This window comes from Echinicola pacifica DSM 19836 (assembly GCF_000373245.1).
GTDB lineage: Bacteria > Bacteroidota > Bacteroidia > Cytophagales > Cyclobacteriaceae > Echinicola > Echinicola pacifica.
Genome location: NZ_KB890750.1, coordinates 43457 through 59097, shown reverse-complemented (window position 1 = coordinate 59097; position 15641 = coordinate 43457). Strand labels below are relative to the sequence as shown.

Below are 15641 nucleotides of genomic sequence, written 5' to 3'. Positions count from 1 at the left end.
TTAATTTTGTTTTGAAAGTGGAGGAAAATAGATTTCTGTGCCTATCTCGAGATTCCTGAAATTAACAAGCCCGTTTACCTTGGCGACTTCTAGGTAGTATTTAGCGTCCCCATAGATCCTATGTGTCATCAGTGGAAGGGTATCTCCATCACTTACGACTCGGAAATGGGTCAGGTCAGGGGATTGATTGTTCTCCTGAGCAGCCCTTAATTCCTCCTCTACAAATTCCCCGATCTTCACGGTTACCATGGCACGAATGGGCGTGCCATCCGGTCGAAACAGCTTATACTCAATATCCATTTCCTTGAGGTAGCCTTTAAATAGCAGGCTTCCCCAGCTTATCAGAAGGTAGTTTGGCTTATGTTTTTCACCATTATATTCATAGACTAGCTTCTTAAAATGCTCCAGATCTTCGATCACGCCATCCTCACTGGCCTCATATCCGGCGATTACCCCTGTGCGGTCAAAGAGAAAATCCAATGAAAGTACCTTTGGGAGAATTTTATTGAACCGTATGGGGGCTGCGCTGGTGCCGGAGGCCTGATCCTCGTTTTGGTCCACGCGGAACTGGAACTTATATTTTTCCGGGTTGAGCAGAGTGACGAACTCCCCATCATCTACCTCTTCGGTAAATTTCTCATCCTTATAGGCTTTGATTTTTAGCTTTTCTAATTTTCCCTCGCTCATGGCTTATCGCTCTTTTTGTTCCCTAAGAATTTCCATAACTTGCTCCACGCATTTAGAAACCAGTTCTTCCTTGCCTTCATTACCCGCGGGTTTTGTGGAGGTATTGCCAGATTCATCCACCGTGATTTTGATGTGCAATTCCTTAATTTCTATAGGCATATCAATGGATCGTTTTGAAATAATTATAAGACAATTCTATGGATTCTATAGCCAGCTTACTTTCCTGCGCATTGAGGTCTTCCACGCTCCATTTTACCGGGTAAGCATGCACCACATTCCAGGTCATCAGCGGCTCATGTTCCTCATTAAGCAGTTTTACGGTCAGGTCAATGGGCTTAAACTCAAAGTCTTCGATTGCATTTTGGCACCACGCGATCACCTCCGAATCGATCAATATTCCCCTTTTGAGGACAAGGTTTGGATATTTGGTGCGTACAGGAAACTTATGTTTGAATCGATTTTCGCCTCCCTCCGCAAAATCCTCCGTATCTATATCCACACTCAGCCCGGAGACTGACTGGAATTCCTGGTCTTTTTTTACCGCTTCTATGCCTGTAAATTCTACGAGAAAGTGAAAACTCGGAGGGGGATAGTAAGTACTCATGGTCGCTTATTCGTTTTGGACGGACAGCCCTTCATGCACCAGTTCCATCGATTCGATGGCCACCTCGTTGCCATCTCCCTTCAGGTCTGTGGATTGTATTTTTAGTGGCCAGGCATTTTTGATTTTCCAACTTACCACAGGCTTATGTTCCTCATTCAGCAAGCTGATGGTGATATCCCTTCGCTCCACCTTATTGAGGTTGATGGTATTGTACCATTCGTGAAATTCGTTATCACTCTGGAAGGTGCCCCGCTTAAGGGTGATATTAGAAAACTTCTGCATACCCGGCATTTTGATCTTGCTGTATTCGGGGCTGGCTCCGTGCCGGTATTCGATAACTTCTGTTTCTACATCCAATCCAGAAACTTCCGTAAAGCCGATTTTGGTTCCTCCCCACTGGACGGAGAAGTGAAATTTAGACAAAGGATAATTCATGATTTCTGCTGTTTAAGTGGCTAGGTTAATTAAGATTCTTGCATTTTGTGAGAAAATTTCAATATGATAAACTCTGCGGGTCTTACCACGGCCAATCCTATTTCCACATTCATAATCCCATCTAGAATATCCTGAGAGGTCATGGTATGTCCCAGACCTACTTTCACATAGAAAGCATGTTCTGCTTTGGCTCCTGCCAAGGCTCCCGCTCTCCACTGAAGGGTAAGGAAGTTCTCTATCATGGCTCGGACTCTGACCCAGGTATTGCCGTCATTTCCTTCAAATACAAATTGCTCAGAGGCTTTCTTGATCGATTCCTCCGCCATGATGAAGAAGCGGCGTACAGGTACAAATCTCCATTCCTTGTCGTTTCCTGCCAGAGTCCGAGCTCCCCAGACCATGGTTCCTTTGCCGGTAAAGGTCCTTATAGCATTGATGGACTTTCCAGCATCCACATCCACATTCATGCTTTGCTGTTCTTCATGCGTGATATTCACGGCTGGGCCCTTCACGGCAGTGATGCTGACATTTGCTGGAGCTTTCCATACCCCGCTATTACTATCCACGGCGGCATAGACGCCTACCATAGCTCCACTTGGAGGTAGCACCACGCCTTTTTTGCTGATCGCAGTGATGATGGAAGTATAGACTGGATCCAGCTGCTCCAGGGATTCCACTTTCTGTTTTTTACTTTCGATCAATTCATTGATATAGCTTGCCACCATTCCATTGAGCTTGGATACCAAACTTCGAAAACTCGGCGTGGCATTGGTGGCGGTCTGGGTGGCGGTAAAAATATCGTTGCTTGCCGTAGGAGCCGCCAGGGTTAACTTAGAAAAATTCTCCCCAGCATGGAAGCCGTTTCCTGGCCCTAAGTCTAATAATGGGTCTGCCCAACTGGCAATATTCGCCGTACTATTATCATTATCGCTATAGTGCAGGTAATCATAGAAGGTCTGCACCAGCCCTTGATAGTTCCCACTGGCATCCAAATACCTGCTATGGATCGCTGCAGCATTATTAGGGTCGCTGATATCCGCATCGGTAGGACTGAGATCGTGGAAGGCCTTTAGGTAATCATAGACCAACTCTGCATAGTCCACCAGGTCTGTTCGGTTAGTGATTTCAGTATTATCTGGGCCCAGGACGGCTTTTGCAGATACAATATCTGCATTGATCATATTTATACCATTGACCAGAGTTTGGTTAAATAAGGTGCTTAAGGTCACTGCACTGCCATCTTTGGTAGCAGTGGCATTGGTGATGGCCTCATAAGAGATGCTGAAGGGCAAGGTGGTTTTTAGCCAAGGATAATAGGCTGCTCCGTATTTAAGGTAATTCATCCCCACGTTATTTCGGAAATCCTGTATAGGATCCATCGTGGGCGTGATTTCCTGGTCTCCGTTGACCAGATCAAGGACCGAAAATCGATCCTGCAACTTATTACATTGGGCCAGCATGGCAGCATGGACCTCTCCCGCTTCGGCAACCTGCAGATTGACCGACTCTGGAATGACCAGTAAGGTGGGCTGATCCACTTTCTCTAAGGTCTTCAGTCCTGCTAGTAAATCCCCCTTGTCCACATCGCTGGCTTGGGTATTATACGCCCCAACAGACACTATATAGCAGTCCCCACCCCCATTGGAATAGAACATCCGCAGGGAATCATAGAGCAGATTGATTCCATTCACAGTGGTGCTCACCACCGCATTATTCGCATCCAAATTGATCTCTAGGGTGGTTGGCTCTGGAGCTCCCCCAAAAAACAACTCGTATTCAGGTAATGACTTGATTTTTATCGGCTTTACGGTTCCTGAGGAATGAAAATCGATTTCATCAATCACTGCCTTCTGCGTATAGCCTATGAAGGCAGGGATGGCGGTCTCCACCTGCGCTACTGAGGGGGGAAATTTCGATATCTCCTCGATATATACCCCCGGGGTTTTGTATGTTGTTGCCATGATCAAAATGGGTTAAATGAATATTTCTGAATAAATTTTGTTGTCTCTATAAATTATCTGGCTAGCAGTCGGATTAGGAAATGAATACTTGTCAAAATCCGTTGGCGGATTATTGAAATCGGAGGGGTTCTTAAGATCTATATACCCCGTGCTGGTCAGAGGATAGGCCACTTTAGTCTCAGATATGAAGTTATCCCTACTATGGTTATACTTCCAGATGGTTTTGCGATTGGGAAAATGCACCCGGAATAATGGCATCTGGGCCTTGAGTGTTCCATCTAGATTTATTAATCCTAGATTGCTTTGATCTCCTTGCATGCTGAGGTTAAGAAGCATCTGAGCCCTTGAAAGCCCTTTTTGACCGTAAGTCAGGTCCAGTGATTGCGCATTCTCGGCAGACAATTGGTAATCTGATGTAATCATCTGTGCATCAGCCGCTCTGCTCAGTGTGGGTACAGAATGGGCAGCGGGGAAGCTTGGAATTTTATTAGTTAAGAAAATCATCCCTTCTGCCGGCTCCAGCCCTGTATAATTATAAAACAAGGGATCACGGATGCTAATTATCAGCTGAAAATCCTCCATTAACTCCAAATCAATATAAGGTTCATTAATAGCATTGCTATTCACCTTAATCAGGCCCATCAGACCATGGGCGGTATTTTTTAAGAGAATTTGATTTCCCGCCAGCCATTGTGCTGATTTTGGACTCGGCCGAATAGCTAAGATATCTCCCCAGTCGTAATTAGCTAATTGCCTCGCTGAATCCGCTGGGGAGAGACTCGCAAAACTTGCTAATCCGTCATCAAGGAAGTACTGATGATAGAACTCAATTTTGAAGAAGGGGCGATATTGTGAAGTATATTCCATACTGCTATTCCTGAGTATAGGTCCTGTTGATGGTGGATATCACTCCTTTTTTGGCTTGAACCAGGTCTCTATCTATTTCTATGACGTTTAGCCTATAGAAAATGGAGGGGTATTGGCGTCCGCCCAGGGTACCCCAAATAAAGTTAAGTTCCTCAAAAGTCGGGGTATATAAGTTCATGGTGAAATGAAAATTCTGCACCGAATTCATCTCTTCTAAATCTCGGTCAAATACGGTATTGGATTGGTTGAAAACCTTTTTGCCTTGAAAAAAAGCCAATATCTTAGATAGGTCACTCAGGGAGGTTTTGTATTTGGTGCGATTGGCACAAAAAATCAAGAAAAGATTTAAGTTCAATACGGGGTTTTTGGTGACAAAAGACTCGCCATCATAGCGTTGATTGGGAATGTTCTTTAGCGTGACCTCCTCCTGGAGGTTGATCATGGATAGTACGATCTTATTGCTCAGGGAATCATCTCCTTCCTGTCGAGATTCCAGTAAGGCCACATTGTCTAATACAACTCTGGACTCATCCAATTCCAGAATATCAAAATGCTTATTGACTTCACCAGCTATTATGGTCAAAACTTCAAAAATCATAAGAATAACGGAGTATAGTTTCTTATTACTAGTAATCAAATTATCAAACTGAATATCAATACAGTCCTAAAATGGCTTAGAATAAATATTTCTTTAAAAAATTCAATATTTATAGTTTAAGCCCTCCCAATTCCCCAAAATCACCAATGATTTTATTAAACCACCCGAACTGGCTTTCATCGTTATTTAACTAAAAATAGCTTTAAAATGAGCCAATAGCAAATTATAATATTGTACATAGTACACTATATAGAATATTATTACAGTTTTATACTATATCATTATCTGAATACTCATTCAAACCTAGGATTTACTCATTGATAATAAGTGATTCCCTAACTGACTGAGAAAAATCATCATTTTAATTTTTTTTAAAGTTTTTTTTGTATTAAATACAGAAAGTACTTTTTCCAAGTCCATTTATTTTAGCGATACAAGTACACTTCAAAAGCTCCTTTTCTCTGGAGTATAAGAGCTACGATAATAGTGAATTTGTGAATAGAGATATTCTCACTTAACTGTTCAGAAGAGCTTGAATCGAGTTTAAAAGTCAATGCATCCACCGTGCTAGGTGGTTTGAGAGCTTGCCTAGCTTTGGGAGACCGTTAATCTTTTCTATAGATGTAAATACAAAAAAATAAGGCTGTCTTAAACCTTCTTTTTGAGGGATACCATTCAGGATGGAATCATCAAAATAGAGTTTAAAACAGCCTTAAAAGGGCAATTTATATCGCTTTGATACTAGTATTAGGAGTTATCATCAGCCACATTCCTTCGGGCTCTGAATTTCCCATTTTGGGCATCAGATGAAGAAGGACTGGCAGCTTTTGGTTCGGCTTGATGACTATGACTGGAAGGGCTTTCCTGCGTTACTTTATCTGCAGGTCTATCATTACCATTGGACCGATTATTATTCTTATGGCGCGGAGGTTTTGAGCCAGCGTTTCTGGCGCCATTACCTTTGGAATTACCATTTCTTTTATTTCCGAAAGAGGAAGATTTTCCTCCTCCTTTTCCTTTGGGAGCGGTTTCTTTGTATTCCGGTCCAGGGCTGATTCCTTCCGGAAGCGGTACGCGTTCGATTTCTATGCCTATTAAGCTCTGAATCTTATGCAGTTTATGAAGATCTTTATCATTCACAAAGGTGATGGCCTCCCCTTTTTTGTCAGCTCTGGCGGTTCTTCCTACGCGGTGTACATAATCCTCCGCATCTCCAGGCGTATCATAATTCACCACCAGCTCAATGCCTTCCACATCAATCCCTCTGGAAATAATATCGGTACCTATAAGGATTTTAAGGGATTTGTTTTTGAATTCGGACATGATTTTCTCTCTTTCCATCTGATCTAAATCGGAGTGAAAGGCTTCAATCTGGAATTTCTTACGAAGGCTTTTATAGATATTTTTAACCTTCTCCTTGGTGGAGGAAAAGATGATCACAGCATCATAGTTTCTTTGGGTAAGGATGCTTTCGAGCAGTTGTTCCTTTTGACCGTCATTCACCATATACACCTGCTGGGTCACACCTTTGGCGGTTTTGCTAATCGCAATATTGATTTCCTCAGGGTTATTCAGGATTTTCTTGCTAAACTGCCGTATTTTAGGAGGCATAGTCGCAGAGAAAAGCACCGTCTGTCGGTCTTTGGGAAGGTAATTGATGATTTTTAGAATATCATCGGAGAATCCCATATCCAGCATTCGATCGGCCTCATCGAGAACCAGGTGTTTTAGAGTGTTAAGATTTATTTTGCCTCCGGCCAATAGCGCGATCAGTCGTCCAGGTGTTGCCACGACGATTTCGGTACCTTGCTCGAGGGCCTTGCGTTGCTGCTCCCAAGCCATGCCATCCCCGCCACCGTAGATGGCGATGGAACTTACGCCTACGAAGTACGCCAAACCTTGGATCTGCTGATCTATCTGTATGGCGAGTTCTCGAGTAGGCGCGATGATGAGGGTGTTCAGTTCATTGCTTTCCGCTTGGGCTATTTTATTCAATACGGGTAAGATAAAAGCGGCAGTCTTTCCTGTACCAGTTTGGGCACAGGCGATTAGGTCTTTGCCTTTTAATATTTGTGGGATGCCCTGCTGTTGTATGGGCGTTGGTTTGTTGAATCCCATGGCATCCAGGCCCTCCTGTAAGGAAGGATGAAAGTCAAATCCGTCAAAAGTTTCAATTGTCATATTTTGCTATTCTCTAAGCCAAAGTATCAGTCGCTTTACTGCGGGTATATTTGGGGCGTGGCCCCTTAAAAAGACTTTTGCTTGTAACTTATTCTATAATTTATTTTCTGATTTCCATTACAATCCATTCTGAACTTGACGCTAGGTCAGCAAGGGTCATGCTATTGAATGGTCAGGTTCAATGGTATTCCGTTGTTCAGCCAGGCTATTTGAAGGTACATTAAGAGTACCTATTCAGTAAATCCTAAGGGTGTGGCTGCGAATGGTAATCTGTTTTTTCGCTACCCGCTTAACAAATATATTTAATTTCTAATAGTATTAATGATAAAGAAGCTAAAGAAATTTCCTTTAGCTATTGAAATGTCCATCAAAAAGCATTCTTAGCACCTTAGTTTTGCCTAAAAACAAGCCTTTTTTGAGGCTATTATTCAGGGTAAGATCGATATTTAACCTTTAGTCATAATAAAAACAGATGCCCCTGGCAGATTCTCCAGGGGCATCGTGATTTTACTTAGCAAATAATGTTTCCAGAATTTTATACGTGATCAGATAGGTAGGTTTTACGCCGTCCATTCCCAAGCTTCCTGAGGCCAAGGTACTTCCTGTTTCCAGTGGATTATCCGAGGCATAGTAGGCATAGAGCACTTTTACATTCTTACGAATACTTCGTCTAATTTTACTGGCCGACTGCAGGGCTTTTTGGTAATGCGCTCCCTCCATCTCCAAGCCAATGGCCTTCCATGATGACTGCATAAAATAACTCAAGACATCCTTATTCTGCAAGGAGGTCCCCAGGACTGTAATCATAGGGCCTTCATATACTCCCAAACCATAACCTTCAAAATCTTTTGGGTCAAGGGCATTTTTAAACGGATAATTATCGGCTGTTCCCTCAAACACGTGAGAATCAGGAATCATCAGGTCCCCTTTTTGGCCCTCCAAAATCCCCGCTTTACCCATGATGGAAGCAGAAACCACATCTAGTGGGATGGATTTCAGGCCCTTATCAAAAGGTTTCAATAGCTCATCGAAGCACTCGTAGGCTTGCTCACCAAAGGCATAATCCATCACCACGATCACTGGTCTTTTGCTCAGGTCCTTCTCGATCTCCACTCCCGGGATGAGCGTATCTTTATCCATCTTTGCTGTATCTATAATCTGAGCGCCGATATTGGTTCCAGACACATCCGGCACCTCCATATATCCATGCTTGGAGGCGTATTTTAGGATCTCCTTCGCCTTATGGTTTTTGGCCCCCTGACTGATCAGATTCGCCTCATCCTCTATCGCCGCAAAATCCTTCAGCCCTAATGCCTGATGCCCATAGATGGTATTGACCACACTGTGTAAGTTCGCCGATATGATATGTATCGGTCGGCCAAGCAGGTCGTTTTCGTCTAGGATGGACTTGATATTATCTGCCCACATTTCCCCATATACGTGATGGCCTATGCGCTCTCTGAGCGTGGCAGAAAAGGATATTTCTCGATCCAATTGCAGCATTTCCTCATCCATGGATAATTTCCCCAACTGGTAAATAATGGAAAATAAAGAATTGGAGTTGCTGCTACTTTCAAATTTGCGGATGGCCTGCTGGGTCTCATCAAAGGTTCTGCCCGTAAGGTGACTCAGGTACGAACAGGCTGCCTCTGAATCAAAAGGCTCTCCCATCTGCACTTTATCAACGATCTTCTCCAGCCGCTTCCAGTTGAGATGGATACGACCTTTGCTATCTGTACTGTTATGTCTGATTTTCTCGGCTTCTATATATAAGAAGGTCAAGTGAGTAAGGATATCATAGATATCACTCTTGCCACGGGTCATCTCCACAAACATCTGGTCCTTATCCACCCTATAGCAATTTCTACGTCTCTTGCTAGGGATCAATTTCTCAAAGTCCGAATGCTCGTACCCTTCACGGCTTATCAGTCGGATATACCTACACTCCTCAATTCCACGCGGTAAGCGCTCCATGACATAGAGTAATCCATCCAACTCTACCTTTTCTGCTTCAGTAACTAAACCATAAATTTCAGGTCTTAAGACCAGTAGTGCACTTATTAGTGATTCGCCGGATATTCCAAGTGGCTTATAATTGCCCCTCATAAAAAGGTGACGCATGGTGATATACAGCCGCTCGATGGCTGCTCTGGACTCTTGTGCTCTTGTACGCATATTATATATATTAAAAATTAAATATCGATTTAGGTGATTTTTACATTTTTTATAGAAGTCCTACCCTGATTCTGATAGGTTGCCCAGTTGAAAACCCCTATAAATGGTAAAAAAGCTTATTTTACTCAAATTAATCAATTCTATATTTTCGACCTAAGGTTATTCCACATTTTCCTTCACCCTGCTCTCTCCTCACCCTTAGGCTGCTGTTTTAAAATTGGGCTTTGGTCTTATACTGCTTTTTGCTTATGATGGTTGCCCTCAATTATAAGTCCTCCAGATCTTATCTCTTGTTTTACGGCAGATAATCCAGCGCTTGTACTATTTTTTTTGGACAAATCTATTTTTTTTCACCAAGGAAAATCAAATATTCTCGAGTAGAACTTACTAATACCAAATAATTTAATAGAATTTTTAATATAAATTTTTTACCTTTAAGAAGATAGCACGTAATAGTTACCTATTTGTATTTTTTCAGGCTAAGCCAACCAAACACTTGTTTAATTGCATATTATAAACATAATGCATAGCTTTTGAATTGAATTAAGAGTTATAATTCCAAAATGGCTCTCATAAAACTAATTGTATTTATAAAAGAAAAAATAGACTGTACTAGAATTTTCAATTTTGAAACATCGTACAGTGTTTACCAATAATTCATATCACAATAACTATGGAAAATCAAATTGAAAAGAACCTCAAAGAAGTTCATGCATTATTGGCAAAAGCAGGTTTTATAGAAGCCATGGAGAAGTTTCTTCATGAGGATGTAGAGCTCCGAGAGGCCAATGATCCTCCCAAAAAGGGGAAGGCCTATTGCATCAAACTGGAGGAGGACTTTATCAAAGACCAATTGGAAGAATTTATTGGCTATACCGTCAGCAATTATGCAGTGAATGGAAATCACTCCTATTATGATGGAGTGATGACCCTGAAGTTAAAAGATGGAACCACCTTGGTCTCTGAGCAGGTGGTGGTGACTGAGTGGAAAGAGGGCAAAATCTACCGTGAAAGGTATTATCATGCCTAGCCAAGGCTTTCTATTAAGACAAATAAAGGATTTGTGCTAAAATCATGAATTAGTAGAGTAACTATAAACCCAATTGACCTTTATTTTTTTATCAGAAAGTACCTTTTTAACATTAGGAAGCCAGTAGGATTTTTCTTGCCTGTTAAGTCTTAGACTTAATTTTCGTTGTATTTAGTTGGTTAATGTACAGGCAAAAATTTTTCCAGACTGGCTTCCTTTTTCTTATCATTTACAGCTTAGGAAGATCATGACGAAAATCAAATTGGTAAGGTATTCCACCTTACCTGAAAAGCAACCTTCACATCATATTGTCCATGGACTCGATTTGGTGTCTATCAAATACGAAAATAAGATTTCTATATTATATGGGAGATGCCTTCACCGTGGAGCCCTAATGGCCGACGGGCATATCAAGGGTCATAACCTGGTTTGTGGAGTACACAATTGGGATTATAGATACGATACCGGCGTCAGTGAATACGATAATTCGGAAGCTCTTCATAAATTTGAGGCGCTAATCGAGGATGATTGGGTGGTAATCGATGAGGAAGAAATCAAGGCATTTGTGGCCAAATATCCCCAACCCTTCAATCGGGAAGCGTATTTGGGCCAGTACCAGGATACTCATCCGGAGACCAACGAGCCATATACCTCCTATATATCAGAATTGGCCAAACATGGCCTAAAAAACCTGGGCCATCATGGTCCCACCGCCGCCATGGGTGTGGATCGGAATGTACTTCCAAAATGGGACTCCATCCAGTTTCTTCCCGCTCAGCTTCACACAAAACCCTTACTAGATAGTGCAGAAGTCATCACCCGCACGGTCATAGGCAAAGAGGCTAAGAAACCTCTTGAGCTTAGCATGCCTCTATTCGTCTCCGACATGAGTTTTGGGGCCCTGAGCCGCGAGGCCAAAGTGGCCATGTCCATGGGAGCTCAGATGGCCGGGACCGGTATATGCAGTGGTGAAGGTGGCGTATTGCCTGCCGAGCAAGCCGAAAACACCCATTATTTCTATGAATTAGCCTCAGGAAAATTTGGCTTCAGCTGGGATCTGGTACAGAAAAGTCAGGCGTTTCACTTTAAAGCAGGACAGGGTGCCAAAACCGGTACTGGAGGACACCTTCCAGCGGAAAAAGTAACCGAAGAAATTGCCGCGGTCCGTGGATTGAATCAAGGTCAGGCAGCGATCTCCCCCGCCACCTTCTCCGAACTGGTGACCGTGGAAGACTATCAAAAATTTGCCAAGGAAGTCCGCGACCGAACCGGGGGGATTCCTATTGGTTTTAAAATGGCAGCAAGTCATATTGAAGCAGATATTGATTTTGCCTTGGAAGTGGGAGTCGATTATATCATACTGGATGGACGAGGAGGCGGTACAGGTGCGGCACCGACCATCCTGAGAGACCATATTAATATCCCTACCATCCCCGCTCTGGCAAGAGCACGAAAGCATCTCGACCGACGTAAAGCCGAACATGTCTCCCTGATCATTACCGGGGGACTCAGAGTGGCAGAGGATTTTGCAAAAGCCTTGATGCTCGGTGCCGATGCCGTGGCCATCGCTAACTCCGCCATGCAGGCAATCGGCTGCCTTGGGATGCGAGCTTGCAATACCAATAACTGCCCAGTGGGGATAGCCACACAAAAACAAAATCTAAGGAATAGACTAATTGTAAAGCAGTCAGCTCAGCAACTCTATAATTTCCTGACTGCCTCTAACGAGCTGGTAAAAGTAATCTCCAGAGCTTGTGGCTATCATAATGTGCAAGATTTCCAAATGTCTGATTTGAGTACCTATGATTGGAATATGTACCGGATGACAGGGATATCATGGGTGGGAAATAATAACTATTCCCTGCAGTAAGCAATGCTGCCGTAAGGCTGAAGAATACCTTCTATGGTGGGGAAAACGATCTATGCTTTTCGATCGGCATTCGCTGTTCTGATTGCACTTTGGCGATTACCAATCTGCCTGCCTTTAATCCTATTAGACGATTGAAGAGGAGGTATTTAAAAAAATATTATCCTCGACACAACTAAATAATACAATGGAAAATACTTCTAAACTCCAATGGTTCAAAGTATTGGACCAACAAAGCACTCTTCCCGAAGGCAGGGTGATGACGGTCACGGCAGATACCACACAGATTTGCCTGACTAATTATGGTGGGCAAATCAACGCCTTAGATAATCGGTGCCCGCACCAGGGTGGCCCTCTGGGAGAAGGATCCATAGAAGATGGGCTATTGCGTTGTCCCTGGCATGGATGGGATTTTAATCCCTGTGGTGGCAATAGTGATGGCTTCGAGGATGGACTAAAGACCTACCCTATCAAAATCGAAGGCGAAGCAGTCTATGTGGGCATGCCCATGCCCGAGACTCCCCCACTTACCCTATCAGATATTATGGTTGAGACTATGAGCGAATGGGGAATCAACACAGTTTTTGGGATGGTAGGACATTCAAACCTTGGTTTGGCAGAAGCCCTCAGAAAACTAGAGGTCAAGGGAAAATTAAAATACATAGGGATCCGCCATGAAGGTGCGGCCTCATTTGCCGCCTCAGCCTATGCCAAGCTTACTGGTAAACCCGCGGCATGCTTTGCCATTGCAGGGCCTGGCAGCACCAATATGTTCACAGGAATGTGGGATGCCAAGGTGGACCGTGCCCCATTGCTTGCACTTACCGGTCAGGTGGCCACCCAGGTGGTGGGAACAGGAAATTTCCAGGAGGTGGATTTGGTTCGTGCTTTTCAGACTGTGGCTGCCTTTAATCATCGTGTGGAGCAAGGAAGCAAACATTCCGAACTCATGGGTTTGGCGATCAAGCATGCCTTGCTCAATAGAGAGGTGTCTCACCTTACTTTTCCCGATCAGGTACAGGTCATTCCTGCTGAGCTTACGGAGATTTCCGGGCCTGAAGGGCGTATGCCAAATCTGTCTATTGCTCCCCCAGAGGAAGAAATGCAAAGGGCCATCAGCCTGCTTTCACAAAGCAAGAACCCAGTGATCATCGTGGGCCATGGCGCAAGATTCCATATGGAAGCAATTACGAAACTCGCCGAAGGTATCCAGTGTCCGATTCTTACGACATTTAAGGGTAAAGGCCTTATTTCTGATTTCCATCCTTTAGGATGTGGCGTTTTGGGCAGAAGTGGCACTCCAGTCGCCTCTTACTTCATGAATGCAGCAGACTTACTGCTGGTGATTGGCGCCTCATTTTCCAACCATACAGGGATCACTTCCAAAATCCCCACGATTCAAGTGGATTTTGATCCCTTGGCTATCAGCAAATTTCACAAAATTGATGTTGGCCTCTATGGCGAAATATCAAGAACAATGCAGTTATTTCTCAAAAGCGCCAGCCTTTTACAGCATAATAAAAAGGACCAAAGGGAGGAAATTGCTTCCCGATGGAAAATATGGCGTACCGAAAAGCTAAGAAGGTTACGGGAAGACAAAGGAAATGGATTAAGCTCGGTCAGTGTATTTGATTGCTTAACAAAATTGGCACCAGAAGATGCCGTGATGTGCGTAGATGTGGGTAATAATGCCTATTCCTTTGGAAGGTATTTCGAAGCCAAAAGTCACTCTTTCCTGATGTCTGGGTACTTAGGATCTATTGGTTTTGCGCTGCCCGCCGCATTGGGAGCATGGGCCGCAGTTGGTGATACACGACCTGTAATTGCTGTGGCTGGCGATGGTGGCATCTGCCAATACTTAGCCGAATTTACCACCTCCGTGAAATACCATATGGACCTGAAAGTGATTATACTTAATAATATGGAATTGGGGAAAATATCCAAAGAGCAACTCTCTGGCGGCTGGCAAAAATGGAGTACCGACTTGGTAAACCCTAATTTTGCGGCTTTTGCGGAAAGCTGCGGAGGCAAAGGTTTCAAAGTCGATGAGATCAGCCAGCTGCATGAAACCATGAAAAGATTCCTCGCTCATGAAGGCTCCGCCATTCTCGAAATTATGACCGATGCGAGGCTTTTATAATTCCGAAAGCAAGGTAGAGTTTTGGTAAGGTATTAGGAAGACTGCAAATTAGAAAGCAGCACATAGTGTTTATCAACTAAAAAAAGGGCCCGATTGAATCATTTTGATCCAGACGAGCCCTTTTTTCTATCCTTCTTCCCAGCCTCATCTCATGATGGATTACGATTTAGCATCTTTAGCAGGCATGGGCGAATTTTGAATGGGTTAAACGAATTTGGTATGTTTGCCAAATACTTTTTTAAGTTTTTCGACCTTAGGTCGGATCACAAATTGACAATAGGGCTGGTTTTGATTGTTTTTATAATAATCAAGATGCTCTTTTTCAGCAGGATAAAATCCCTCAAAAGGCGCTATCTCAGTGACAATGGGACCATCATACACTTCTGCCTTGCCGATCAACTCTTTGAATTCTTCAGCGGTCTGTTTTTGAATATCGGAATGATAAAATATTACCGAACGGTATTGAGGCCCCATATCTGCCCCCTGCTGATTGACGGTGGTGGGATCATGGGTGGCCCAAAATACCTCTAGCAAATCCTGGTAAGCAATTAACTTCGGGTCAAAATTAAACTGAATAACTTCCGCATGTCCAGTGGTACCAGAGACCACCTCCTCATAAGTGGGGTTTTCAATAATCCCCCCAGCATAGCCTGGTCGCAAATTGCTAATTCCACGAAGATTTTGGAATACGGCCTCCGTACACCAAAAACATCCCGCACCAAAAGTAGCTAATGGGTATTCCTCCTTAGCTCTGCCGGGATTTGCTTTCGGATCATTTGATATTTCCATACAATTTGATTTAGAGACTAGATTAATAAATGATTCTTAAGAATAGAAAAAAAGCACCTGTTAAGCTTTATGGATATTCCCATTCATATCAAGCCCTATCAAGCCTTTTTCGCTCATTTGGGCACTTACGGCCAGAATATCCTCTTCGAAATGACACCAATCCTGCGGATATATCCACTTAATGATTTCTAAGGGGGAAAAAGCCTCTTCACCCTTTTGCCTAATCATTTCTAAAATAGCGATTTCCAAAATATTATTTACCATAATGATCAAAATTCATAAATATGCTTAATAACTGGCAGCATGA

Annotated in this window: 14 protein-coding genes; 3 read left to right on the top strand and 11 right to left on the bottom strand. The window is 43.2% G+C overall.

The annotated features are described in order from the left end of the window. The 9 genes from B050_RS0111055 to B050_RS0111015 form a co-directional block, all read right to left on the bottom strand. Complete coding sequence (locus B050_RS0111055) at window positions 1–687, bottom strand: CIS tube protein (RefSeq protein WP_018473977.1); 687 nt, start codon at window positions 685–687, stop codon at window positions 1–3. A 3-nt stretch (window positions 688–690) separates the two neighbouring features. Continuing rightward, window positions 691–846 (bottom strand): DUF5908 family protein, encoded by a 156-nt coding sequence (locus tag B050_RS23570; protein WP_018473976.1) that lies wholly within the window; start codon window positions 844–846, stop codon window positions 691–693. A 1-nt stretch (window position 847) separates the two neighbouring features. Continuing rightward, window positions 848–1291: a phage tail protein gene (locus B050_RS0111045; RefSeq protein WP_018473975.1), complete on the bottom strand. Its 444-nt coding sequence runs from the start codon at window positions 1289–1291 to the stop codon at window positions 848–850. A gap of 6 nt (window positions 1292–1297) precedes the next feature. Continuing rightward, complete coding sequence (locus B050_RS0111040; RefSeq protein ID WP_018473974.1) at window positions 1298–1726, bottom strand: phage tail protein; 429 nt, start codon at window positions 1724–1726, stop codon at window positions 1298–1300. 29 nt (window positions 1727–1755) lie between these two features. Continuing rightward, entirely contained in the window at window positions 1756–3687 is a 1932-nt protein-coding gene (locus tag B050_RS0111035) for a phage tail sheath family protein (protein WP_018473973.1), read from the bottom strand. 12 nt (window positions 3688–3699) lie between these two features. Further along, window positions 3700–4554, bottom strand: coding sequence for a hypothetical protein (locus B050_RS0111030; protein WP_018473972.1), 855 nt, complete (start codon window positions 4552–4554; stop codon window positions 3700–3702). 4 nt (window positions 4555–4558) lie between these two features. Then, a complete protein-coding gene (locus B050_RS0111025) occupies window positions 4559–5152 on the bottom strand; it encodes a DUF4255 domain-containing protein (protein ID WP_018473971.1) in 594 nt (197 codons plus the stop codon). 747 nt (window positions 5153–5899) lie between these two features. Further along, complete coding sequence (locus B050_RS0111020) at window positions 5900–7333, bottom strand: DEAD/DEAH box helicase (RefSeq protein ID WP_018473970.1); 1434 nt, start codon at window positions 7331–7333, stop codon at window positions 5900–5902. A gap of 507 nt (window positions 7334–7840) precedes the next feature. Beyond that, entirely contained in the window at window positions 7841–9508 is a 1668-nt protein-coding gene (locus B050_RS0111015; protein ID WP_018473969.1) for a DUF6909 family protein, read from the bottom strand. 673 nt (window positions 9509–10181) lie between these two features. Here B050_RS0111015 and B050_RS0111010 point away from each other — a divergent pair. From B050_RS0111010 to B050_RS0111000, 3 genes are all read left to right on the top strand, one after another. Continuing rightward, the gene (locus B050_RS0111010) at window positions 10182–10538 is read left to right on the top strand and encodes a nuclear transport factor 2-like protein (protein WP_018473968.1); all 357 of its coding nucleotides are present in this window, start codon (window positions 10182–10184) and stop codon (window positions 10536–10538) included. Window positions 10539–10785: 247 nt separating this feature from the next. Beyond that, entirely contained in the window at window positions 10786–12408 is a 1623-nt protein-coding gene (locus B050_RS0111005) for a glutamate synthase-related protein (RefSeq protein WP_026235809.1), read from the top strand. Between the two features lie 184 nt (window positions 12409–12592). Then, complete coding sequence (locus tag B050_RS0111000) at window positions 12593–14545, top strand: thiamine pyrophosphate-binding protein (protein WP_018473966.1); 1953 nt, start codon at window positions 12593–12595, stop codon at window positions 14543–14545. Between the two features lie 204 nt (window positions 14546–14749). On the opposite strand, the gene msrA is transcribed toward B050_RS0111000, so the two are convergent. Beyond that, window positions 14750–15334 carry a peptide-methionine (S)-S-oxide reductase MsrA gene (gene msrA, locus B050_RS22325; protein WP_018473965.1) on the bottom strand — a complete coding sequence of 195 codons (585 nt, stop codon included), beginning with the start codon at window positions 15332–15334 and terminating at the stop codon, window positions 14750–14752. Window positions 15335–15394: 60 nt separating this feature from the next. Beyond that, on the bottom strand, window positions 15395–15598 hold the full coding sequence (locus B050_RS0110990; RefSeq protein ID WP_018473964.1) for a hypothetical protein: 204 nt from the start codon (window positions 15596–15598) through the stop codon (window positions 15395–15397). Between the last annotated feature and the right edge of the window lie 43 nt (window positions 15599–15641).

Bases quoted from the DNA above. Each gene is read 5' to 3' on its own strand.
- B050_RS0111015 (WP_018473969.1), bottom strand. From the start codon at position 9,508: ATGCGTACAAGAGCACAAGAGTCCAGAGCAGCCATCGAGCGGCTGTAT.
- B050_RS0111045 (WP_018473975.1), bottom strand. From the start codon at position 1,291: ATGAGTACTTACTATCCCCCTCCGAGTTTTCACTTTCTCGTAGAATTT.
- B050_RS0111000 (WP_018473966.1), top strand. From the start codon at position 12,593: ATGGAAAATACTTCTAAACTCCAATGGTTCAAAGTATTGGACCAACAA.
- B050_RS0111055 (WP_018473977.1), bottom strand. From the start codon at position 687: ATGAGCGAGGGAAAATTAGAAAAGCTAAAAATCAAAGCCTATAAGGAT.
- B050_RS0111005 (WP_026235809.1), top strand. From the start codon at position 10,786: ATGACGAAAATCAAATTGGTAAGGTATTCCACCTTACCTGAAAAGCAA.
- B050_RS0111010 (WP_018473968.1), top strand. From the start codon at position 10,182: ATGGAAAATCAAATTGAAAAGAACCTCAAAGAAGTTCATGCATTATTG.
- B050_RS0111020 (WP_018473970.1), bottom strand. From the start codon at position 7,333: ATGACAATTGAAACTTTTGACGGATTTGACTTTCATCCTTCCTTACAG.
- msrA (WP_018473965.1), bottom strand. From the start codon at position 15,334: ATGGAAATATCAAATGATCCGAAAGCAAATCCCGGCAGAGCTAAGGAG.
- B050_RS0111025 (WP_018473971.1), bottom strand. From the start codon at position 5,152: ATGATTTTTGAAGTTTTGACCATAATAGCTGGTGAAGTCAATAAGCAT.
- B050_RS0111030 (WP_018473972.1), bottom strand. From the start codon at position 4,554: ATGGAATATACTTCACAATATCGCCCCTTCTTCAAAATTGAGTTCTAT.
- B050_RS23570 (WP_018473976.1), bottom strand. From the start codon at position 846: ATGCCTATAGAAATTAAGGAATTGCACATCAAAATCACGGTGGATGAA.
- B050_RS0110990 (WP_018473964.1), bottom strand. From the start codon at position 15,598: ATGGTAAATAATATTTTGGAAATCGCTATTTTAGAAATGATTAGGCAA.
- B050_RS0111035 (WP_018473973.1), bottom strand. From the start codon at position 3,687: ATGGCAACAACATACAAAACCCCGGGGGTATATATCGAGGAGATATCG.
- B050_RS0111040 (WP_018473974.1), bottom strand. From the start codon at position 1,726: ATGAATTATCCTTTGTCTAAATTTCACTTCTCCGTCCAGTGGGGAGGA.